Consider the following 21,038-nt stretch of genomic DNA (forward strand, 5'->3'; position numbering starts at 1 on the left):
CGCCCCCCGCTGCCGGGGCGGGGGGCGGGGCTTCCGCTGCCGGACGGTGGGGTCGGGCCCCGGCCTCTGCCGGGCCGGCGCCCGACAAGGTCGAAAAAGACGGCCCCGATGCCGACCTCGTGTTCCAGGTCGGGGACATGGACAACTTCGGCTTCGGCTTCCCGGACGGCTTCGATCCGTTCACCGGCGCTTCGACGCCGAGCCATTCCTTCCCGTTCCACCCGGGTGAGCACGATGCCGACGGCACCGACCGCATCATGGTGGTCGGCGGCCACCGCAGTTCGAGCGGCGACGGCTACACCGGCACCACGTCGCGCCCCGACAACCAGCCGCGGCCGCTGCGGCTGGCGTTCGACCTCGACGGCGTCGAGATGAAAAGTGCCGCGCTGCAGCTGTTCGTCGACGATTTCCAGTCGCCGCGCTGGGGCACGCACTTCAAGGCGACCCTCAACGGTACCGACGTGCCGCTGCTCGACGCCACCTTGAACGCGCTCGACCAGACCGGCCCGATCGGCAAGCTGATCACCATCCAGCTGCTGCCCGAGCAACTGCCGCTGCTGCGCGAAGGCAAGCTGTCGCTGCTGATCGACGACCCCGACCACGACGTGGCCGACGGCTTCGCCATCGACTTCATGCGCCTGCTGGTGAACCCGAAACCCTGGCGCCACGTCGGCACCATTCGCGGACAGGCGCTCGACAAGCACAGCGGTGAGCCGCTGGCGGGCGTTCTGGTATCCGCCAGCAACACCAGCGAGACCACGACCGACGCCCAGGGCCGGTTCGTGCTGGAGCGCGTGCCGGCCGGGATGGCGGTGGTGACCGGCAGCCATACCGGCTACCAGGCCGACAGCAAGCCGCTGGATCTGGTGGCCGGCCAGACCGGTGAACTGCAGCTGGAACTGGAACCGATGGCGAACGATGCGGCGGGCCTGGGCGAGCAACTCGACCGGCAGGAGCACGTCGACCTGTACGGCATCTATTTCGACACCGACAAGGCCAGCCTGAAGCCGGAATCCGATGCCACCTTGCATCAGGTGCTGGCGTTGCTGAACGCGCGGCCGCAGCTGCGACTGCGCGTCACCGGCCACACCGACGATCAGGGCAGCGATGCCCACAACCTGACGCTCTCGCAGCAGCGCGCTGCGGCGGTGGTAGCGTGGCTGGTGGACAAGGGCATCGCGGCCGACCGCCTGCAGTCGGAGGGCGATGGCGAAACCCGCCCGGTGGCCAGCAACGCGACCGAGCAGGGCCGGGCGCTGAATCGGCGGGTGGAAATCGGCGGGCTGAAGTAGGGCGGCGCTCCGCGCATCAGCGGCGCGTGGCGAGCACGCCGTCGAGTGCCGGCGCGGCCTGGAAGCCGACCGACGCCAGCCGGCGCGCGACCTCGCGCGGGACGTCCCGGCCCGTTGTCAGCGCGTTCGGCCGGCCGGTGTAGTGGAACAGCCGCCCGCCGCGGCGCAGGACCCGCGCCAGCTGCTGGTAGAACGCCGCCGAATACAGTTCCCCGGCGATGCCGAAGCGCGGCGGGTCGTGCAGGACGGCGTCGAAAGCGGCATCGGGGAACTGCTGGATCTCCTCGGCGATGTCGCCATGGGTCAGCTGCAGTCGCCCCGCGCTGGCCTCGGGGTCGGGCGACCACGGGTTGAGCGTGCGCAGCCACAGCACGTCCTCGTTCTTTTCGAACGAGTGGATGCGGGCGGCACCTGCGTCAAGGCAGCAGGCGGCGAAGTAGCCCAGTCCGCCGCAGCAGTCCAGCACGCGCTTGCCTGAGACCTCCACCTGCGCCACCTTGCGGCGGGCGTCCTCCAGCGGCGATTCGCGCGCGGTCGGCAGCATCTTGATGCCGTCGATCTCGAAGGTGGGGACGCCCCATGCGGTCGGCACCAGCTTGATCAGTTTTCCAGCGTAGCGCGACGCCGGGGCGTAACCTTCGCCGTCCCACCAGTAGATGGTCCGGTCCTTGAGCGGCTCCGGCCACGGGTAGCGTGCCCCGCGCCAGCTCCAGCCATCGACTTCCAGCAGCAACCGATCCTTGCTGCGGCCCAAATCGAGGGAGCCTTCCCAATGCGCCTCACCGCCCGCACGCGCGGCGTGCAGGGCAGCGGCCGTCTGGCGTGTCAACAGGGGGCCGGTGTAGCGGGACATGCATCGATTATGGCGGCAGACGGGCGCCGCGCCATCCAGATCGCCTTCCCCCGGGCCTGAATTTGTTGCGGGTTTTCGCGACAATGGGGGCAACTCCGGCAACATCCGACCCATGGCCTGGATTCGCGTCGCCCTGCTGTTCTTGTTGATCGTCGCCAACACCTGCCTGCACGTCGTGCCGATCCTGCTGGTGACGCTGGTCAAACTGGTGCTGCCGGTCCAGCGCCTGAAGGTGGCCTGCAATCCGCTGCTGACAGGCTGCGCCGAGAGCTGGATCGGCGTGAACAACTGGATGTGGGATGCCTTCACCCGGACCCGTCTCGACCTGGAGGGCGATCTCGACCTGCAGCGCGACGGCCACTACCTCGTGCTGGCCAATCACCAGAGCTGGGTGGACATCCTGGTGTTGCAGAAAGCGTTCAACCGGCGCATTCCGTTCCTGCGCTTCTTCCTCAAGCGCCAACTGTTCTGGGTGCCGCTGCTGGGATTGGCGTGGTGGGCGCTGGATTTCCCGTTCATGGGCCGCTACACGCCCAAGCAGGTCGCGAAGAACCCGGCGCTGGCGCGCCGCGACATCGAATCCACCCGCCGCGCCTGCGAGAAATTCCGCGCGATCCCGGTGTCGATCATGAACTTCATCGAGGGCACGCGTTTCGCCCAGGCCAAGCACCAGCGCCAATCCTCGCCGTACCGGCACCTGCTCAAGCCGAAGTCCGGCGGTGTCGCCTTCGTGCTGGATGCCATGGGGCAAGGACTGCAAGCGATCATCGACGTCAGCATCGCCTATCCCGCGGGCATTCCCTCTCTGGTCGACCTGATGGCCAACCGTGTTCCCGAGGTGCGGGTGCAGGTGCGCCAGCGCCTGATTCCCGCAGACCTTGCCGGGGGCGACTACCAGAACGACCGCGCCTTCCGGGCGCGCTTCCAGCAGTGGATGAACGGGCTGTGGGTCGAGAAGGACGCCGACCTCGGGCGGATGCTTGGACGCACGGACGGCGAATAGCCAATCGTAGGGCGACCGATTGCCTCCGCGCCGGCCTGCGGATCTTGCGGCGGACGGCAATCACATCTGGGAGTCGTGCAGCGCTCCGCCGCGCAAATCGACCATGTCCAGCCTGATGTCGCCGAAGCCGAGCACGCGGCCGCCGTATTCCTTGGCGAAATTCTCGGCATCGCCGCGTGTGGCGAAGCTGGCGATGGTCGGGCCCATCGAACCCTCGCGCTTGCTGCCCAGAACATAGCTGGCGGTCCTGGCGTCGACCCAGTGGCCCTTGGGCTCGTTCCAGTCGGCCTTGCCCATGTCCTGCACGTAGACGGCCCGCACCGCGCGCACCTGTTCGCCGGCAAGCAGGGTGTTGAACAGTTCGACGGTGTCGCAGAAGAACGCCGGACGCTCGGCGTCGGCGTAGTGGATCTGCGCCTTGGGGCCGGGGTAGTCGGCCAGCAGCATGCCGTCGAGTTCGCACGAGGTGCCGGCGGTGATTTCAACCGGGGCCGTCGAAGCCTGCCCGGCCTCGGGCTTGGCGCAGCCCGCGGCAAGCGCAGTGGCGGCAAGGGCGAGGGCGAGCGCGAGCGCGGCGGAGCGCAGGATCATGGCTTGAACCTCCAGTTGGCGATGAGCAGGGGAGCGACGATCCACACGACCATCACCGAGCCCATGCTCAGCGGATTTCCGAGCGACTCGGGCATCACGCTGGCCAGCCCGTAGAGGGTGCGCACGTCCTCCATCGAGAACACGTTCAGCACCCTGAACACGTCGGTGGGATTGAGCATCAGGAGCCAGGCGAAGCTGTCGCCGCCGACCTTGCCGCCGGTGGAAACCAGCAATCCGAGCATGACCAGGTCGAACACGAGCACGAAGAAGAACCAGGCGGCGATCGCCATGCCGGAAGCGCGGGTGCGTTCGCGCGCCAGCACCGACAGCAGCACGGCGATGCTCAGGAACGCCAGCCCCAGCAGCACGCTGCTGAGCATGAAGCCGGCGTAGTGGTACAGGCCGGCGGCGTCGAGGTGCTTCCACAGCACGACCGCCACCGCGCCGAAGCCGGCGCAGGTGGACAGGGTGAGCGCCAACGCGAGGCCGAGGTATTTGCCCAGCAGCAGCTCCAGCCGGGTGATCGGCAGCGCCAGCAGCAGTCCCAGCGAGCCGCGCTCGCGTTCGCCGACGACGGCGTCGAAGCCGAGCAGCAGCGCGATCAGCGGGATCAGGTAGATCACGAGGCTGACCAGGCTTGCGATGGTGAATTCGATGGAGCGGAACCCGACCTGCCCCTGCTGGGCGCCGCCGAACCAGGCGATGACGAGGGAGAACACGAGGAAGACCAGCGCGATCGCCAGCACCCAGCGGTTGCGGATGCGGTCGCGGAATTCCTTGGCTGCGATGGTAAGGATCGGGGTGAGTTCCATGCGCGGCGATTCTCAGTTCGACAGACCGAAGAACATGTCTTCGAGCGAAGGTTCCAGCAGGCGCAGGTCGCGGATCCGCGTGCCCAGCGGCGCGAGCGCCGCCAGGGCGGCCATCTTGTTCGCCCGCGGGCAATGCCAGCGCAAGCCGGTTGCCGTGGTTTGCGGCGCGTCGGCGGTCAGCGCCTGCAGAGCCTCCGTTGCCGCGCCGAAGTCGGCTGGGTCCAGATCCAGTTCCAGCACCAGCGGCAGGTTGGTGCGTTCGCGCAGATCGTGCACGCTGCCGGTGGCCAGGAGCTTGCCCGAGGCCATAATGGTCAGCCGGTCGACGCGCTCCTGCAGTTCGGCGAGGATGTGCGAGGTGATGACGATCGTCGTGCCCTCGGCCTGCAGCTGGCGCAGGACGACGTAGAAATCGCGGATCGCCTCGGGGTCCAGACCGTTGGTGGGCTCGTCGAGGAACAGCACGCGCGGCGATCCCAGCAGCGCCTGCGCGAACCCGAGGCGCTGGCGCATCCCCTTGGAATATTCGCGCACCGGCCGCCTGCCGGCGTGGGCGAGGCCCACGCGCTCGATCAGCTGCGCGCACTGTTCGCGCGGCGCGCCTTTCAATTTCGCGAAGAAGCGCAGCGTTTCCAGTCCATCGAGGTTGTCGTAGAGCACTACCGATTCCGGCAGGTAGCCGATCCCGCGCCGGACGGCGCGGAAGGCGCGCCCGCGCACCGGCGTGCCGCCGATCAGGATGTCGCCCGCTGTCGGCGTCTCCAGTCCGAGCATCAGCTTGAACAACGTGCTCTTGCCGGCGCCGTTATGTCCGATCAGGCCGAGGATCTCGCCGGCGTGGATTTCAAGATCCACGCCATCGACCGCGCGCACCTCGCCATAGTGCTTGCGGGCGCCGCGCAGGGCGATGGCCGGCCTGTCAGTGCCCGGGGAAGTGTTTGCCACGCCATTGGCTCCATTGTGCGTGCGTCGGACGCATGCGCGGGCGGTCGTCCACCACCGAAGGGGCGCGCAGGATCGGGAACTGGCGCCCGATCAGGCGCAGGGTCTGGATCGCCGGACTGGCCAGCAGCAGCTTGACGCCGGGATGGCGCCAGGTCAGGCGATCCACCACGTCGTTGGCCTCGTAGGGCGTGTCGCCGCGGCCGTCGCCGTCGCGATCCCAGCCGAGGTAATTGCTCCAGAAATTGCCGCTGTTCCCGCCCCAGCGAACGTCGCGCGAGGCGACGTAGCGGATCTGTTCGCGATTGCCGATGAAATCGTTGCCTTCGACGACGTTGTTGATCGAGCCTGCGGCCAGGTGCACGCCGACGCGGTTGTCCACCACCAGGTTGTTGCGCAGCGTGACGTATTCGACGTCGTAGATGAAGAACCCGCGATCGTTGCCGGCGACCACGTTGTCCTCGATCACCGAGTCCTGCAGGGTGCGCAGCATGATGCCGTGGTCGGAATTGCCCCAGGCGCGGTTGCCGCGCACCGTCTGGTTGCGCACTTCCATCAGGGCAAGACCGCCGCGGTTGTAATAGGTGTCGTTGTTCTCCCACAGGTTGTAGTAGGAGTTCATGTAGTGGGTGCCGTAGCGGCTGTGGTGCAGCTTGTTGCCGCGGAAGATGGCGTGGTGGGAGACGTCCACGTAGAGCGCGTCGCGCACGAAGCTGATGTTGTTGTCCAGCACCCGGGCGCGCTGGGTGTTGTAGAGCTGGATGCCGTTGCCGCGCAGCGGCGAATCGTAGTCGCGCTTGCCGGTGATGATGTTGTGCTGGATCAGCACGTCGTCGGCCTTCTCGATCCAAAGCCCGAACAGGTTGTAGGTCAGGTCGCAGTTGCGCACCACCGCACGGTGGGCGCCCGGATACAGGTAGATTCCGGCGTTCTGGTCCTTCAGGCTGTCGCCGGAATCGCGCACGATCAGGCCTTCGATCGTGACGTCAGGCGCGGTCACGCGGATGGTGTCGCCGCGATCGCCGCCGCTGAGCGTGGGGCGGTGCAGGCCGCGCAGGGTCAGGGGCTTGTCGATCAGCAGGTTGGCGCGGTAGAAGCCGCGTTCGACCACCACCACGTCGCCGGCATTGGCGGCCTTGACGATGGCCGCGAGGTTGTCGCCGGGGCGCGCCGTGAGAGTGGCCGCCTGCGCCATGCCGAGGCTGGACAGGGCCGCCAGCAGCAGCCCCGGCAGAAATCGCTTCATGCGATCATCCAGCCCAGCGATTTGAGCACGAGGAACAGGGCGGCACCGATCATCAGGTTCTTGAAGCTCACGTAGCTGATCATGTCAAAAAGGCCGGCCTCGCGGTAGATGTCGCGCCACCATGGGCCGTCCTTCACGTAGGGCCGTCCGGTCATGCGGATCAATACCTCGTACACGCTCCAGCCGAACCACCAGCCGATGATCGCGCCGGAGGACAGGTGCCCGTTGGCGGCCAGCGCCCAGGCGCTGGTGGCAGCGACCGCAAGCGCAAACCCGAGGATCTGCAACCCGCGCGCGTTGCGCCAGCCGGTGCGGCTCCACGGCCACAGATGGTCGCGCAGCTCCAGCCAGACCCACTGGAAGAATCCGACGTCGTGCTTGTGCGCGGGCAGGGTGGGGTCGGTCGGCATCCGCGGATCGACGCCGCCCACCGCCTTGGGCAGGATCTGGTCTTCGAACCGCTCGCCTTCCAGCGGCAGGAAGTAGCCGTTGTCGGCGATCAGGGTGATCGGCAATTCGCGACGCTCGCGGCGCTTGCGCTCTCTGGCCAGGGGCGGGCAGCCCCCGGTGTCGGTGTACAGGATCATGCAATCGAGGCAATGCAGGCATTCGCGGTGGTCGATGCGACCGTCGGCGTCGATCGCCTGCGCGCCGCAGCCGATGGCGCAGGCCTTGCAACTGTTGCAATCCTGCTTGCGCTTGAGCCCGTACCAGCGGAAGGTGCTGGGGATCGCCAGCGAGGCGCCGAGCGGGCAGACGTACTTGCAATAGGGACGTTCGATGAAGATCGACAGGCCCAGCAGCACCGCCACGAACAGCCCGTAGGGCCAGGCGCGGTGGGTGATTCCGACCAGGAAGGTGGTCTTGAACGGTTCCACTTCGGCCAGCTTCTCGGCCAACCCCATCGAGAACATCGAGGTCGCCAGAAGACCGAAGAACACGAGGTACTTGACCCACTTCAGGCGGTCGTGCCAGCGCTGCGGCAGCTTGAACTGGAGTTTTCCGAGACCGAGGAAGCGCGCGATCTTGTAGATCGCTTCCTGCAGCGACCCGAACGGGCACAGCCAGCCGCAGAACAGCCCGCGTCCGAACAGGAACACGGTGACGATGATGAAGACCCAGAACAGGAAGATGTACGGGTCGGTGAGGAACAGCGGCCAGGACCAATTGAACAGGATCGAGTGGAACCAGGTCAGCACCTGGGTCACCGAGGGTTGCGCCATCAGGCCGAAGCCGATCAGGAAGATGCTGATCGCCCAGAACGTGTATTTGAAACCGTTGACCGGCCACTTGTTCTTGTGGGTGGAGCGACGCGTGAGCTTCTCGCGGAAGGCGTACACCACGCCGCAGGCGACCAGCAGCAGCGCGAACAGCGCGATCTTGATCGGCTGGCTCTTCCAGATGCGCACCCACGGCGCCTGCGCCTCCTCCACTTTCGGTCGACCGCCTTGCAGCAGTTCCGCAGGCAGCCAGAGCTTGGCCTCGAACACGGTGAAGCTGCGGTGGCCGGTTTCGCGATCGACGCGGTTGCCGAGGAAGGCCAGCTTCCATGGATAGGCGGCGGAAAACGCGTGTGAGCGGATGAGGAAGATCGCCGCCTCGCTGTAGTGCGGCGCGCTGGCGGCTTCGATGCCGTAGAGATTCTGAGCGTCGAGGTCGCGGAACGTGAAGGAATCCGACCCCTGCTTGACCTGCACGCGGTCGTAGATGCCGCCACGCACGAAGCCCGAGCCCTTGAACGACTCGTGTCCTGCGGTGCGGATCACGAAGATGGCGTTCTCGCCGTCCTGCATGTCTTCGTGCAGTCGCGCAAACCTGTTGTCGCCCAGCAGGCTGCGGCCGACGTCGGGCTGGTTCAGGTCGCCGAACCACAGCTCGATGAACGGTTCGGACGATCGTGGCAGGCCGACTTCCTCGGGGCGCACGATCAGTCGCTGGACGGCGCCCATCTTGACCAGTTCGCTCCAGCTGTAGTGCTTGCCGGTTGCGACGAAGCGCGCCTGCGCGCGCACGGTTGGCGCGATGATGCCGGTCTGGCGCGCGACTGCCGCGCCCGAGGTGGTGATGACCTGGTTCTGCGCGACCACGGTGACGGTGGCGCCGGAAATGGCGTCCACGCCGAGCACGTTCTCGTCCGGGCGCGATGGGCCGACTTCGATGGTGTCCTTGACCGATTTGCCGATGTACTGGTCGTTGAAGTGGATCAGGGCCGATTCGGGAATGCCCAGCAGCAGGATCGGCTCGGAATGCTTGAGTACCTTGACGCCGACGTAGCGGCCCTGGGTGTCCATGCCGATCAGCGTCACCACCGGCTTGCCGGAATAGGCGGGCGTGTCGGTGATGTCGGTGGACAGGAAGACGTAGCCGAGCAGTTTCCTGTTCGGGCCGTCGCTGTCGTAAGCCTCCACGTAGGGCGGCCGGCCCTTGCGCTGCGAGAAATGGGTCGCGCCCGGGAACACGCTCCGGCAATCGACCAGCGCACACATGTCCGGCGCGGTCGCCAGCGTGTCGGGAAGCTTGGCTTCGTAGGTGTCGGCGGCTGCGGGATGGGTCAGCAGCGCCAGCGACAGGAACAGCGGTACCCAGAGGGCAAGGAACCGTTGAACGAATGGGAGCATTGCGAAAATCCTGAAGCGGGGGGAGCAGGCGCCGCGCGAACGCGGCGCCTGCGGGTCAGGACGCCTTATGCCTCGACGATCATGCGCGTGCGCATTTCCAGGTGCAGCGCGTGACAGAAGGTGGAGCAGTAGGCCCAGAACACGCCCGGCTTGTCGGCCACGAAGGTGACCGACTTGGTCTCCTGCGGGTTGATGACGAACTGGATGTTGTACTTGGGCAGCGCGAAGCCGTGGGTCAGGTCCTCGACCTTGTCGAGATTGGTCAGGATCAGGGTGACGACGTCGCCCTTCTTGACCGTGAACTCGCGCAGGCTGAACGCCGGCGCCTGCGAGGTCAGCTTGACCGTGACCTTGTTGCCGTCGCGGAACACGCCGGAGTCCTTGGCGTCCTTGACCGCGATCGGCGAGTCGTCGAGGTTGTAGACCTGCTTGGGCGTGACGATGTCGCGCTTGAAGATGATGAAGTCGTGCGGCTCGCCGCGCACCGGGTGATCGGCCAGCAGCACCATTTTGTCGCCCGAGATGTCGATCAGTTGCTCGTTTTCCGGATGCAGCGGCCCGACCGGCAGGAAGCGGTCCTTCGAGAACTTGCAGCCCACGGCCAGGTACTTGCCGTCGGCCGCCTTGGTCTCCGACTGCGATGCGTTGATGTGGCCCGGTTGGTAGTGCACGTCGATGCGATCGACCACGTACTTCGCGCTCTTGTCGCCCTTGTGGAAGGCGATCGCCTTCTCGATGTTCCACTTCACCACCTGGCTGTCGAGGAACAGCGTGGTGTAGGCGTTGCCGCGACCGTCGAACGCGGTGTGCAGCGGTCCCAGGCCCACTTCCACCTCGGCCACGATGGCATCGTCGAGCTTGTCCATCTTGCCCTCGAACCAGTCGAGGACCTTGCTCAGCTCGATGGTGGTGGTGGTCGGGGAGAGCTTGCCGGCGCAGATGAAGTACTTGCCGTCCGGACTGGCGTTCACGCCGTGCGGGTTCTTCGGCACGCTGACATAGGCCACCAGCGCGGTCTTCGGATCCTTGTTGCCGTCGCGGGTGCCGTCCACCACCGGAACACTGGAAGTGCCGTAGGTCTTGAACTTGCCGTCCTTGACCGCCTGTTCGATGCGGGCGACGTTGAAGAACAGGCAGGCGTCGCGCTCGGCCGACATCATGTCTTCGTAGTGCACCGCGTTTTCGGTGTTGTACTGGTTGGTGGCCGCCAGCTTGCCGTCGTAGGAGGTGGCCACCAGGTCGCAGTTGCCGTCGATCAGCACCTGCCAGCGCACTTCCATCGATTCGGCATCGACGCAGCTGAACAGCGATCGATACTTCTCCGGCGCATTGACGTCATGGCCGTCGTTGGGCAGCGGAATGGCGAACTCGCCGCCGCAGAACACGCGGGTGGTGTAGTTCTTGTTCGGGTCGACCGGGTCGGCCTTGTCCGGGAAGATCCCGTGGAAGCCCTGCACATTGGGGAGGTCGGTGATCTTGTCGCAGACGAAATAGTCAAGGCGGATGCGGGCGATGCGCGAATTGATCTTGTCGTTGATCCAGGCGTAACGGCCGTCGTAGTTGCCGTCCTTGTAGGAGGCATGGGTGTGATGGGTGTCCGCCACCTGATACAGCGGCGTTCCGTCCGGCTTGGTGCCCATCACCGCCTTCGACTCGTTGGTGATGCCCCAGCCCACCAGCGCGTCCGGCACGAAACAGGGGATGCGGTGGATTTCACGACCTGATGGCAGACCGAGCACACGCATGTCCCCGTTGTGGCCGCCACTCCACAGCCCGTAGTAGGTGTCGAGCTCGCCGGGTTTGATTTCGGTCGGGCTTGCGCAACCCTCCGCACCGGCTGCAGTGCCTTCGCCCGCGGCGCCGGGGGCGCCGGTCTTGTCGCAGGCCGCCACGCCCAGAGTCAGGCCGACGAGTGCGGTGGTGTTGATGAATTTGCGCCGGCTCAGGCCGGTGCTGCTCAATCCAGGGTCTTCCTTATGGTCATCGCTCATGGCTTGCCTCGTTGGCCTCGGGTTGGTGGAGGGTTATTGCTCCGATGCGAATGGTCGCCTGAGCTCGAGCATGCGGAATTGCGCTGGATCAAATTTTTGCAGGGTAGTGCCGGTAAAATGCGCCCATGCAGCGGCGAAATGGATAGATTTTTGCAATCGATCGCCCGTCATTCGGTTTTATCTTTTCTTGACAACAACTGAGGAAAACACCATGAAACTTCTCCCATTGGCCTCTGCCCTCGCGCTGGCTCTCCTGGTTTCGGCCTGCGGCAAGTCCGAGGCTCCCGCCCCGGCGGCGGATGCCACACCGGCTGCCGAAGCGCCCACGGCCGCGCCGGCCGAGACCGCGCCTGCATCCGACGCGGCAACGGCCGCCACCGATGCCGCCGCCTCGGGCGATGATGTCGGCAAGAAAGTCTTTGGCGCCACTTGCGCGCTGTGTCACGCCAGCGGTCTGGCCGGCGCGCCCAAGCCGGGCGACAAGGCCGACTGGGGTCCGCGCATCGCCCAGGGCAAGGACACGCTCTACAAGCATGCGTTGGAAGGCTACAACGGCAATGCCGGCGCGATGCCGGCCCGTGGTGGCAACGCTTCGCTCAGCGATGAGGATGTCAAGGCCGCCGTCGATTACATGGTGGCGCAGTCGCAGTAATCCGGAATGTCGGAGGATTGACGTGGCAGACGCGGATCATGGAGGCCGCTGGACGCGGCGACGTTTCAGCATGGTGTTGCCGCTTCTTGGAACCCTGCCTTGGGTGGCGCGGGCGGCGGGACATCAGGAGTCCACCTCGTCTTCGCCTCTGGCCCCCCAGCGCGCCAGCCGCGCGTTGATGGGGACCCGGGTCGACATCGTCGTCGATGGCGTGGAAGCGCCTGTCGCCCAGCAGGCGCTGGGCAGGGCGTTTGCGGAAATGCAGCGGCTCGAAGCCATGATGAGCCGTTACCGCAAGGACAGCGTCGTGGCTCGCATCGGCGCGGCGGCCGGCAAGCATCCGGTCGCCGTGCCCGCCGAGGTGATGGCGGTACTGCAATCCGCGCAGCGCGTGTACCGTCAGAGCAATGGCGCCTACGATCCCACCGTGGGCGCCTTGGTGGGTTGGCGTTTCGAACCGGGGCACCAATCCATTCCCACGACCAGCGAACTGGCCGCCGAACTGCGAGGTGTGGGGGGTGGCGACCTGCACCTGGATCCGGCCGCGGGGACGGCTTTCCTGGCCCGGCCCGGCATGGCGCTGGATCTGGGCGGGATCGCCAAGCTGCCGATCCTGTCCGCCGGTCTGCGCGTGCTGCGGCGTGAAGGCGTCGCCAATGCCCTGGTCAATGGCGGCGGCGACGTGCTGGCGATGGGCCGCCTTGCGGGCCGACCCTGGCGGGTGGGCGTGCGCGATCCGCGCAAGCCGACGCAGCTGCTGGGCGCGATCGAGATCGACGGCAAGGGCGTGGTCGCCTCATCCGGCGACTACGAGCGCGCCTTCGTGCGCGACGGCCGCCTGTTGCACCATGTGCTGGATCCGAAAACCGGCTGGCCGACCGCCGGCGTCCACGGCGTCACCCTGTTCGCGCGCGAGGTCGATGTCGTGAACGGCTGGGGCACCGCGCTGATGGTGCAGGGGCCGAAGGCGGCGGCGCGGTGGAGCGCGGCACGCCCGGGCAGCGCGGTGCTCAGCGCCCATGCCGACGGGACGGTCTGGCAGTCCAGCGCCATGCAGGCATTACTTTTGCCGGTCGCGGCATGATTCGCGGAGCGTGAACCTGCGACAGGATTGAGCATGTTCCGACCACTTTGAGGGAATGCCGATGGAAACCGTCAACGTTCTGACCCGTCCTCGCTACGTGCGTGCCGTGCGGCAGTTGCACTGGTGGATGGCACTGCTGATCGTGGCCGCCTATGTGTTCGTCGAGTTCCACGGATCGTTTCCAAAGGGAAGCGCGCCGCGCAACGCGATGATGCAGGGCCACTACTGGTCCGGAATCGCGATTTTCCTGCTGGTGTGGTGGCGCCTGTCCAGCCGCGTTCGCGGCGGAACGCCGCCGATCCAGCCACCGCTGGGCAGGTTCACCGCGACATTTTCCAGGCTCATGCATCTGGCTTTGTACGCATTCTTCATCGTGATGCCGATCCTCGGTTGCCTGACTGCGGCCTACGAAGGCAAACAGGTCCTGATCCCCTTCACCGGGATCGCCCTGCCTGTACCTGTCGCGGTGGACAAGGATTTCGGCCATCAGCTCGAAGAAATCCACGAGACGATCGGCACCATCTTTTACTGGGTGATCGGGCTGCACGTCCTTGCAGCACTGTGGCATCACTTGATCAAGCGCGACAACGTGCTTGAGCGCATGCTCTGAAGGGCAACGAATGGATGTGACGGGCGGCCAACGGCCGCACGCGCAGAATGACTCTTGACGCCGGTTCTGGCGTGGTGGTGTGTATGGAATTTCGAATTCGACTGGCGACCGAAGCTTCCGATCTGGCAGCCATCAACGATGCCCTGCAGCAGTCCGATCCGGCGGCAATCGTGGATCGCGATCCGGTGGACGGCAGCTTGCGGGCGACGGTCTGGATGAGCGCCGATGAACTCCGCCAGGTGCTGACCCAGGCCGGCTATCCGCCTCGCGAGGTCGAGCAACAGGCCTCCAACTGCTGCGGCGAGTGCAGCGGTTGATCTGCCTCGGCGCCGCCGCGAGCGCGCCCCCCGCCCGACTGACGGCATGACGCGCGGATCGCGGTGCTAAAGTTGCGCATCGTCACCCTCGGGATATGCAGGCATGTGGTCAGCGAACTTCCACTCCATCGGAACCCCGGGCCAGCCCTGGAATGACGATGAAAAGCTCCAGTGGCGTGCGTTGCAGACGAAGAAGCGCAGCTATGCCGCCGAGGTGGTGGTGCGAATCGACGCGCTGCGCGGACGCTTCGACGTCGCGCAGTACGGCGAATTGGACTACGGCGTGGATGGACGCTATCGGTTGTACTGCCTGCGCAGCCGCAACTGGGACGACGCGCTTCCGATCGCGTTGGTGACCGGTGGCGTCCACGGCTACGAAACCAGCGGCGTGCATGGCGCGCTGCAGTTCCTCGAACGCCATGCCGACGCTTACGCTGGCAAGGTCAACCTGCTGGCCGCGCCCTGCGTGTCGCCCTGGGGCTACGAGCGCATCCACCGCTGGAACCCGGATGCGCTCGATCCCAACCGCAATTTCTTCGCAGACAGTCCCGCCGGCGAGTCGGCGGCGCTGTGGAATCTGGTGCAGCCGCTGCGTGGCCGTTTCCTGATGCACATCGACCTGCACGAAACCACCGACAGCGACGAGTCCGAGTTCCGGCCGTCGCTGGCCGCGCGCGACGGTAAGCCGTTCGAGCCGGGCACGATCCCCGATGGCTTCTATCTGGTGGACGACAGCGAAAATCCGCAGCCCGGATTCCAGGACGCCATCATTCTCGCAGTGGCAAAAGTGACCCACATCGCCATGTCGGACATGGACGCCACCATCATCGGTTCGCCGGTGGTGGCCGAAGGCGTGATCCGCTACGACTTCGTGAAGCTGGGCCTGTGCGCCGGCATCACCGGGGCGCGCTACACCACCACCACCGAGGTGTATCCCGACAGCCCGCGCGCCACCCCGCAGCAGTGCAACGATGCGCAGGCCGCGGCGGTGTGCGCGGGTCTGGACTACGCGCTGGCGCATTCCTGAGGCGGGCGGGGCGCGGGCTTCGGCCCGCCGGCAGCGAACCTTTGGCACGGGCAAGTCGGCGGCCCTGTCGTTAGGCTTGGCCGATGTCCTGTCCCTGGAGCCTGCCGTGAGTTTTCGCCTGCCCGGAATGTGTCTTGCCATCGCCATGACGATCAGCACCGCCGCCATTGCCGCCGGGCCCGCGAATCCGCCGCAGATCGGTGCGTTCGGCGTCGACCTTGGCGCCCGCGACCTGTCGGTCAAGCCGGGCGACGACTTCAACCGCTACGCCAGCGGCCACTGGATCGACGGCTACCAACTCAAGGCCGACGAGTCCTCCTACGGCGCCTTCAACGAGCTGCGCGACCGCGCCGAGGAGCAGGTACGCGAGCTGATCGAAGGGCTGCAGGGCCGCACCGACCTTGCGCCCGGCAGCAACGCGCAGAAGCTGCGCGATCTCTACGCCAGCTACATGGACCGCGCCGCGCGCGACGCTGCCGGGATTGCACCGCTGCGGTCGCTGCTCGACCGCATCGCGGCCATCGACAGCAAGGCCGGGCTGGTCGAAGCCTTCGGCAATGCCGCGGTCGACGGCACCGACGCGCCGTTCGGGCTGTACGTGGGCACCGACCGCAAGGATCCCGACCGCTACCAGGTCGTTCTCGGCGTCGGCGGGCTGGGCTTGCCGGACCGCGACTACTATCTCAATCCGGACCCGCGCTTCGTGACGATCCGCGCGGCCTATCTTGCCCATATCGAACGCATGCTGGGCTTTGCCGGCGTCACCGGCGGCGATGCCAAGGCGCGCGCGCAGGCGGTGCTGGCGCTGGAAACCGCGCTCGCGCGGCCGCAATGGGACAAGGTCAAGCTGCGCGACCGCGACAAGACATGGAACGTGCGCACCTTCGCCCAGCTGCAGCAGCAATATCCCGGCTATGACTGGGTGGCCCAGCTGCGCGCGCAGGGGCTGCCGCAGCCGCAGGATCTGAACATCAGCACGCCGGACGTGATTCAGCCGGTGATCGACCTGATCGACGCCACCCCGCTGGCGACCTGGCGCGATTACCTGACCTTCCATGCGGTGGAAGGAAACGCAGGTCTCCTGAACCGCGAGATCGACGATGCCGCGTTCGCGTTCAACGGCAAGGTGCTGGCCGGCCAGCAGGCCCAGCGCGACGACTGGAAGCGCGCGGTGGCCTGGGTCGGCGGGCGCGGCGGCCTCGGCGATGCGGTGGGCGAGCTGTACGTGGCGCGCTACTTCAAGCCCGAGGCCAAGGCGGCGATGGACCGGCTGGTCGAGAACCTGCGCGCGGCGCTGCGTCACAACATCGAACAGCTCGACTGGATGGGCGATGCCACCAAGGCCGAGGCTTACCGCAAGCTGTCCACCTTCCGGCCCAAGATCGGCTATCCCACGCGCTGGCGCGACTATTCCAGCGTCACCATCGACGCCCACGACCTGCTCGGCAACGCGATGGCGCTGCGGCGCTACAACCGCGACGACCAGAACCGCCGCGTCGGGCAGAAGACCGACCGCGACGAGTGGTTCATGACGCCGCAGACGGTCAACGCCTATTACAACTCGGCGTTCAACGAGATCGTGTTCCCGGCCGCGATCCTGCAGCCGCCGTTCTTCGACGTGAACGCCGACCCGGCGGTCAACTACGGCGCGATTGGCGCGGTGATCGGGCACGAGATGGGGCACGGCTTCGACGACCAGGGCAGCAAGTCCGACGCCGATGGCATCCAGCGCAACTGGTGGACCGACGCGGACCGCGCGCGCTTCGAGCAGCGCACCCGCGCGCTGGGCGCGCAGTACGACGCCTATTGCCCGCTGCCGGGGCAGTGCGTCAACGGCGCGCTGACCATGGGCGAGAACATCGGCGACCTCGGCGGTCTGTCGATGGCGTGGACCGCCTACCAGCTCAGCCTCGGCGGCAAGCCGGCGCCGGTGATCGACGGCTTCAGCGGCGCCCAGCGCTTCTTCCTGTCGTGGGCGCAGGTCTGGCGCGGCAAATACCGCGACGAGGCGCTGCTGACCTTGATCAAGACCAACCCGCACTCGCCGGCGATGTATCGCGCCAATGGCCCGGTACGCAACCTCGATGCCTGGTACCATGCCTTCGACGTGAAGACCGGCGACGCCCTGTATCTGGCGCCGGACCAGCGGGTGCGGATCTGGTGATCTCGTGCCGCGCGGCTTGGCCAGTCAGTCGTGAATGGCGTATGGTTGCCCCGGAACGACCCCGGAGTGTGATGACATGGCCACCGGCTGGGCGGGCGATGGCGCGGTGCAGGATCAGATCGATGCGACCGTGAAGGACGGAATCGCCCGCGCGCGGGCGAAGTTGCCCTCCGGTCCCGGCCTGCGGCGGTGCGAGGAATGCGATGCTCCGATCCCGGAAGCGCGTCGTCGCGCCGTGCCCGGCGTGCGGCTGTGCGTGGCCTGTCAGTCCGAGCACGATCTCGAAGATGCTGCGTTTGCCGGCTACAACCGCCGTGGCAGCAAGGACAGCCAACTGCGCTGAGGTACGAAAAAACGCCCGGCGCGAGGCCGGGCGTTGAGGGCCGAGCGATTGCAGGTCGAACTCAGTACAGCGCCGCAGTGAAGATCGCCGATAGGATTGCCGGCAGGATCATCGCCGCGCCGTTGTCGTAGCGCCCGTACTGGTAGCGGTTGTAGTAGCCGTCCCGGTAGCCGCGCTCGAAGCCTTGGCGGAAGTAGTACTGGTAGGTACCCAGGTCCGTGTAATACCCGTAGTAGCCGAAGCTGGCGTCCATGTAGGCGTAGCTGCCACGGTAGTCGAAGCGCCACCGGTCATGGCGGTCGGCGCGACCGGCATACCAGCCTTCACGGTACCCGTCGCGGATTGCCTGTTGCAGGAAGCTGACGCCATAACTGTTGGTGTAGTACCAGTTGCCGCCGTAGCTGTAGCGGTAGTTGTAGGGAGTGTAGAAGAACGCGTTGTTGTAGTAGTCCCAACGATGGTTGTTCCAGCGGTTCTGCTGGGCCAGCCAGCGACGCCAGTAGTCGTTGAGGTAGCGCGACCCGTTGCCGCGATGCGAGTGCCGATACTGCTCCGCGTAGCGGTTGTACTGGTACTGATAGTTTTTGCGCTGGCGCTGCCAGTCATTGTGCATCTGCCGCTGCTGCGCGACCCGGTTTTCCTGCTGTGGGCGCGACATCCGCGGCGGATTGGCGTTGGGACGCTGATCCACCGAGCGCGACGGATCCGGACGACGGATCTCGGGCAGGTTCGAAGAGGTCGGGCGCTGGTTTTCCTGACGGCCCGGTCGGTTCATGCGATCGACGATCGGTGGATTGCGCTCAAGACGGTCCTGGCGCTGGACTTCCATGTCGCGACGCTGCTGCATCCGATCCTGACGCTGGGATTCCATGTCGCGACGCTGCTGCATCCGGTCCTGGCGTTGGGATTCCATGTCCCGACGCTGCTGCATCTGCTCCTGGCGCTGGGATTCCATGTCGCGACGCTGCTGCATCCGGTCCTGGCGCTGGGATTCCATGTCCCGACGCTGCTGCATCTGCTCCTGGCGCTGGGATTCCATGTCGCGACGCTGCGGTTCAACGCGATCCTGGCGCTGGAACACAGGACGCTGCGGCTCGCCTTGCGCATTGCCCGAGGGCGAAGGCTCACCGACGCGGATGCCGCGATTTTCGGACCGGACACGTGCATTGCCGGAGTCCGAATTCGAACCCGAATCGGAACTGTCCGAATTGTTCTGGCTCGCACGACGCTGGCGGAAGTTGTTGTGATCCTGCTGCGCGTACGCCGAGGACACGGTGCCGAATGCGAACAGCGTGCCGAGCAGGGCGGCCGTCAGTATCCGAGTGGCGGGTATGCGGGTCATCTTCTCTCTCCCCGGACGCAAACCATTCGCGCCCTTCGAATGCAGTTGACAATTGCGAGGATGAATCAATGCTGAGGTTTGCCTGTTCCTCCGCATTTTGCAAGCTCCCATTCAGTTTCTGCGGGACGCCTTGAATGACGATCGACACGTGCATGGCCGCACAATGCCAGCAAACTGGCGGTCTGGAGGTGCCGGCACATGGGATGGATTTTTCGAGGGGCGATCGCGGCAATGCTGTGGGCGTTGTTGCCTCCCATTCAGGCGAAGGGCGTTGAACGGACTGACTCGCCGCCTGAACAACCCGCCCTGACCGCCACCACGGCGGCCACCGGGTTGCCGCGCACACCCGAACAGTTGGCCTCGACCATCGTGCGGGCGGACTTGTCCTTCAAGGTGTATCCGGCGCGGCAATGGCTGGATGGCGACGCCAGCCTGCAACTGCGCGTGGATCGCCCGGTTGTGCAACTGGTGGTCGACCTGGACCGGAACTACGCGGTCGAATCCGTCATGGTGGACGGCGTTCCCGCGCGCTGGAGCAATCCGGAAGGGCGGATGCGCATCGAGTTGCCGCAGCAACTGCCCGCTGGCGGGCAGGCGGTGCTGCGGATCCGCTATGGCGGTCATCCGCACGTCGCCAAAAAGGCGCCTTGGGACGGTGGCATCGTCTGGGCCACGGCGTCGGGCGGCGAGCCGTGGGTGGCCACCGCGGTGCAGGGAGAGGGGTGCGACCTCCTGTGGCCGTGCATCGACCATCCGATGGCCAAGCCGCTGGAAGTGATCGAACGGGTGACGGTGCCGGCGCCGCTGGTGGCGGTCGGCAACGGCGTGCAGGATTCGGTTCGGGAGCACGACGGCTGGCGCACCTATGTGTGGCGCGCGCGTATGCCGGACACCTACGCGGTCGCGCTCAATATCGGCCCCTATGAATTGCTGCAGGCCGAATATCGATCGCGCTATGGCAACGTCATTCCCCTGCGCTACTGGTATTTGAAGGGCAACAAGGCCAAGGCCGAAGGGCTGTTCGCCGAGTTCGCGCCGATGCTGGATTTCTTCGAGGAAAACATCGGGCCCTATCCGTTCGCAAGCGAAAAGATGGGCGTGGTCGAAACGCCGTATCTGGGCATGGAACACCAGACGGTCAACGCCTACGGCAACGATTACAGGAAATCCGAAACCGGTTACGACTGGCTGCTGCAGCACGAATTCGCCCATGAGTGGTTCGGCAACCAGCTCACCAACGTCGATTGGGACGATTTCTGGCTGCACGAGGGTTTCGGCACCTACATGCAGCCGCTCTACCTGCAGTGGCTGCGCGGCGACATGGAATACATGGCGGCGCTGATGAAGATGCGCTCGGTGTTGATGCTGCGCCATCCGGTGGTGAGCGACCGTCCCATGACAGAGAAGGACGTGTCCGACGCCAGCCGCGGCCCCGGCAACGACGTCTATTACAAGGGCGCGCTGACGCTGCACACGCTGCGCAACCTGATCGGCGATGCGGCGTTCTTCCGCGCGACGCGCGAGCTGGTGTATGGCACCGATGCGCCGCGGCCGGGGAATTTCTCGCCGCGCTTTGCCTCGACCGACGATTTCATCGGGATCGTGAATCGCGTCACCGGCAAGGACTATCGCTGGTTCTTCGACGTCTACCTGCGCTCGGTACGGTTGCCGCAGCTGGTGGCGGAGCGGCATGGCGACACGCTTGTGCTGCGCTGGCGGACCGAGGGCGACCGGCCGTTCCCGATGCCGGTGCAGGTGCGCGTCGGCGCGCGCGTGGTGGACGTGCCGATGACGAACGGCCATGGCGAGGTGGCGATCGCTGCGGACGAGAGTTTCACCCTTGACCCGCACTCAAGGGTGCTGCGTGACCTGCCGTACATGGCCGACTACCAGCGCGACAAGGCCGAGCGGGAGCGGGCGGCGGGTGCGCACTGATTGGCGGCACTCTGTGGGTTGGAAGGCTTTAGCTTTAGCTTTAGCTTGGGCGAGCCGGTTGCCACCGGATGGGCGGCCCCATGCGCGACACGCCGTGAATACGTCCATGTAGGCTCATCGGCGGCATCCATGCCGCCGATGGTCGCGTATGGGGCCGCCCATCCGCTGGCATCGCATTGGGCATCTTCCGAAAGGCAAAAGCAGACAGGCAGTCAA

The 21,038-nt window shown here is 66.1% G+C and carries 19 protein-coding genes; 11 read left to right on the forward strand and 8 right to left on the reverse strand.

All coding sequences use genetic code 11. From position 1 onward, the window contains the following. Positions 1–1,292, forward strand: a 1,292-nt coding sequence (locus Q0X16_RS09060) for an OmpA family protein (protein WP_297833306.1), incomplete at its 5' end; no start/stop codon positions are given. Positions 1,293–1,308: 16 nt separating this feature from the next. Here Q0X16_RS09060 and Q0X16_RS09065 read toward each other — a convergent pair. Next, positions 1,309–2,145 (reverse strand): MnmC family methyltransferase, encoded by an 837-nt coding sequence (locus Q0X16_RS09065; RefSeq protein WP_297833308.1) that lies wholly within the window; start codon positions 2,143–2,145, stop codon positions 1,309–1,311. 112 nt (positions 2,146–2,257) lie between these two features. On the opposite strand from Q0X16_RS09065, the gene Q0X16_RS09070 reads away from it, so the two are divergent. Next, positions 2,258–3,148 (forward strand): acyltransferase, encoded by an 891-nt coding sequence (locus Q0X16_RS09070; protein WP_297833310.1) that lies wholly within the window; start codon positions 2,258–2,260, stop codon positions 3,146–3,148. 60 nt (positions 3,149–3,208) lie between these two features. Here Q0X16_RS09070 and Q0X16_RS09075 read toward each other — a convergent pair whose 3' ends face one another. The 6 genes from Q0X16_RS09075 to nosZ form a co-directional block, all read right to left on the reverse strand. Continuing rightward, a complete protein-coding gene (locus Q0X16_RS09075; protein ID WP_297833312.1) occupies positions 3,209–3,739 on the reverse strand; it encodes a nitrous oxide reductase accessory protein NosL in 531 nt (176 codons plus the stop codon). After that, positions 3,736–4,551: an ABC transporter permease subunit gene (locus tag Q0X16_RS09080; protein WP_297833314.1), complete on the reverse strand. Its 816-nt coding sequence runs from the start codon at positions 4,549–4,551 to the stop codon at positions 3,736–3,738. Before Q0X16_RS09080 ends, Q0X16_RS09075 begins: the two co-directional genes overlap by 4 nt. A 12-nt stretch (positions 4,552–4,563) precedes the next feature. Continuing rightward, positions 4,564–5,496, reverse strand: coding sequence for an ABC transporter ATP-binding protein (locus tag Q0X16_RS09085; RefSeq protein ID WP_297833316.1), 933 nt, complete (start codon positions 5,494–5,496; stop codon positions 4,564–4,566). Beyond that, positions 5,471–6,739, reverse strand: coding sequence for a nitrous oxide reductase family maturation protein NosD (locus Q0X16_RS09090; RefSeq protein ID WP_297833318.1), 1,269 nt, complete (start codon positions 6,737–6,739; stop codon positions 5,471–5,473). Before Q0X16_RS09090 ends, Q0X16_RS09085 begins: the two co-directional genes overlap by 26 nt. Next, positions 6,736–9,357, reverse strand: a complete 2,622-nt coding sequence (locus Q0X16_RS09095) for a NosR/NirI family protein (RefSeq protein ID WP_297833320.1) — start codon at positions 9,355–9,357, stop codon at positions 6,736–6,738. The genes Q0X16_RS09090 and Q0X16_RS09095 overlap by 4 nt, the downstream gene beginning before the upstream one ends. Positions 9,358–9,422: 65 nt before the next feature. Continuing rightward, positions 9,423–11,348: a TAT-dependent nitrous-oxide reductase gene (gene nosZ / locus Q0X16_RS09100; RefSeq protein WP_297833322.1), complete on the reverse strand. Its 1,926-nt coding sequence runs from the start codon at positions 11,346–11,348 to the stop codon at positions 9,423–9,425. A gap of 211 nt (positions 11,349–11,559) precedes the next feature. Here nosZ and Q0X16_RS09105 point away from each other — a divergent pair, with 211 nt between their 5' ends. From Q0X16_RS09105 to Q0X16_RS09135, 7 genes are all read left to right on the forward strand, one after another. Then, on the forward strand, positions 11,560–12,000 hold the full coding sequence (locus Q0X16_RS09105) for a c-type cytochrome (protein WP_297833324.1): 441 nt from the start codon (positions 11,560–11,562) through the stop codon (positions 11,998–12,000). A gap of 76 nt (positions 12,001–12,076) precedes the next feature. After that, positions 12,077–13,084, forward strand: a complete 1,008-nt coding sequence (locus tag Q0X16_RS09110; RefSeq protein ID WP_297833326.1) for an FAD:protein FMN transferase — start codon at positions 12,077–12,079, stop codon at positions 13,082–13,084. A 61-nt stretch (positions 13,085–13,145) separates the two neighbouring features. Next, a complete protein-coding gene (locus tag Q0X16_RS09115; RefSeq protein WP_297833328.1) occupies positions 13,146–13,694 on the forward strand; it encodes a cytochrome b in 549 nt (182 codons plus the stop codon). 83 nt (positions 13,695–13,777) lie between these two features. Next, on the forward strand, positions 13,778–14,011 hold the full coding sequence (locus Q0X16_RS09120; protein WP_297833330.1) for a hypothetical protein: 234 nt from the start codon (positions 13,778–13,780) through the stop codon (positions 14,009–14,011). A 103-nt stretch (positions 14,012–14,114) separates the two neighbouring features. After that, positions 14,115–15,038: a M14 family metallocarboxypeptidase gene (locus tag Q0X16_RS09125; RefSeq protein WP_297833332.1), complete on the forward strand. Its 924-nt coding sequence runs from the start codon at positions 14,115–14,117 to the stop codon at positions 15,036–15,038. Between the two features lie 106 nt (positions 15,039–15,144). Continuing rightward, complete coding sequence (locus Q0X16_RS09130) at positions 15,145–17,202, forward strand: M13 family metallopeptidase (RefSeq protein ID WP_297833334.1); 2,058 nt, start codon at positions 15,145–15,147, stop codon at positions 17,200–17,202. A gap of 76 nt (positions 17,203–17,278) precedes the next feature. Continuing rightward, the gene (locus Q0X16_RS09135; protein ID WP_297833335.1) at positions 17,279–17,545 is read left to right on the forward strand and encodes a DksA/TraR family C4-type zinc finger protein; all 267 of its coding nucleotides are present in this window, start codon (positions 17,279–17,281) and stop codon (positions 17,543–17,545) included. A 61-nt stretch (positions 17,546–17,606) separates the two neighbouring features. On the opposite strand, the gene Q0X16_RS09140 is transcribed toward Q0X16_RS09135, so the two are convergent. Beyond that, on the reverse strand, positions 17,607–18,158 hold the full coding sequence (locus Q0X16_RS09140; protein ID WP_297833337.1) for a hypothetical protein: 552 nt from the start codon (positions 18,156–18,158) through the stop codon (positions 17,607–17,609). Between Q0X16_RS09140 and Q0X16_RS09145 the strand changes: the two genes are divergently transcribed. Further along, the gene (locus tag Q0X16_RS09145; protein WP_297833339.1) at positions 18,153–18,962 is read left to right on the forward strand and encodes a hypothetical protein; all 810 of its coding nucleotides are present in this window, start codon (positions 18,153–18,155) and stop codon (positions 18,960–18,962) included. The two genes, Q0X16_RS09140 and Q0X16_RS09145, sit on opposite strands and share 6 nt — an antisense overlap. Positions 18,963–19,085: 123 nt before the next feature. Continuing rightward, the gene (locus Q0X16_RS09150) at positions 19,086–20,822 is read left to right on the forward strand and encodes a M1 family metallopeptidase (RefSeq protein ID WP_297833341.1); all 1,737 of its coding nucleotides are present in this window, start codon (positions 19,086–19,088) and stop codon (positions 20,820–20,822) included. Positions 20,823–21,038 lie beyond the last annotated feature (216 nt).

The organism is Thermomonas sp. (assembly GCF_025993755.1).
GTDB lineage: Bacteria > Pseudomonadota > Gammaproteobacteria > Xanthomonadales > Xanthomonadaceae > Thermomonas.

Coding starts and splice junctions, on each gene's coding strand:
- Q0X16_RS09065 (WP_297833308.1), bottom strand. CDS start 2,145: ATGTCCCGCTACACCGGCCCCCTGTTGACACGCCAGACGGCCGCTGCC.
- Q0X16_RS09115 (WP_297833328.1), top strand. CDS start 13,146: ATGGAAACCGTCAACGTTCTGACCCGTCCTCGCTACGTGCGTGCCGTG.
- Q0X16_RS09075 (WP_297833312.1), bottom strand. CDS start 3,739: ATGATCCTGCGCTCCGCCGCGCTCGCGCTCGCCCTCGCCCTTGCCGCC.
- nosZ (WP_297833322.1), bottom strand. CDS start 11,348: ATGAGCGATGACCATAAGGAAGACCCTGGATTGAGCAGCACCGGCCTG.
- Q0X16_RS09140 (WP_297833337.1), bottom strand. CDS start 18,158: ATGCACAATGACTGGCAGCGCCAGCGCAAAAACTATCAGTACCAGTAC.
- Q0X16_RS09135 (WP_297833335.1), top strand. CDS start 17,279: ATGGCCACCGGCTGGGCGGGCGATGGCGCGGTGCAGGATCAGATCGAT.
- Q0X16_RS09125 (WP_297833332.1), top strand. CDS start 14,115: ATGTGGTCAGCGAACTTCCACTCCATCGGAACCCCGGGCCAGCCCTGG.
- Q0X16_RS09090 (WP_297833318.1), bottom strand. CDS start 6,739: ATGAAGCGATTTCTGCCGGGGCTGCTGCTGGCGGCCCTGTCCAGCCTC.
- Q0X16_RS09070 (WP_297833310.1), top strand. CDS start 2,258: ATGGCCTGGATTCGCGTCGCCCTGCTGTTCTTGTTGATCGTCGCCAAC.
- Q0X16_RS09095 (WP_297833320.1), bottom strand. CDS start 9,357: ATGCTCCCATTCGTTCAACGGTTCCTTGCCCTCTGGGTACCGCTGTTC.
- Q0X16_RS09080 (WP_297833314.1), bottom strand. CDS start 4,551: ATGGAACTCACCCCGATCCTTACCATCGCAGCCAAGGAATTCCGCGAC.
- Q0X16_RS09120 (WP_297833330.1), top strand. CDS start 13,778: ATGGAATTTCGAATTCGACTGGCGACCGAAGCTTCCGATCTGGCAGCC.
- Q0X16_RS09105 (WP_297833324.1), top strand. CDS start 11,560: ATGAAACTTCTCCCATTGGCCTCTGCCCTCGCGCTGGCTCTCCTGGTT.
- Q0X16_RS09150 (WP_297833341.1), top strand. CDS start 19,086: ATGGGATGGATTTTTCGAGGGGCGATCGCGGCAATGCTGTGGGCGTTG.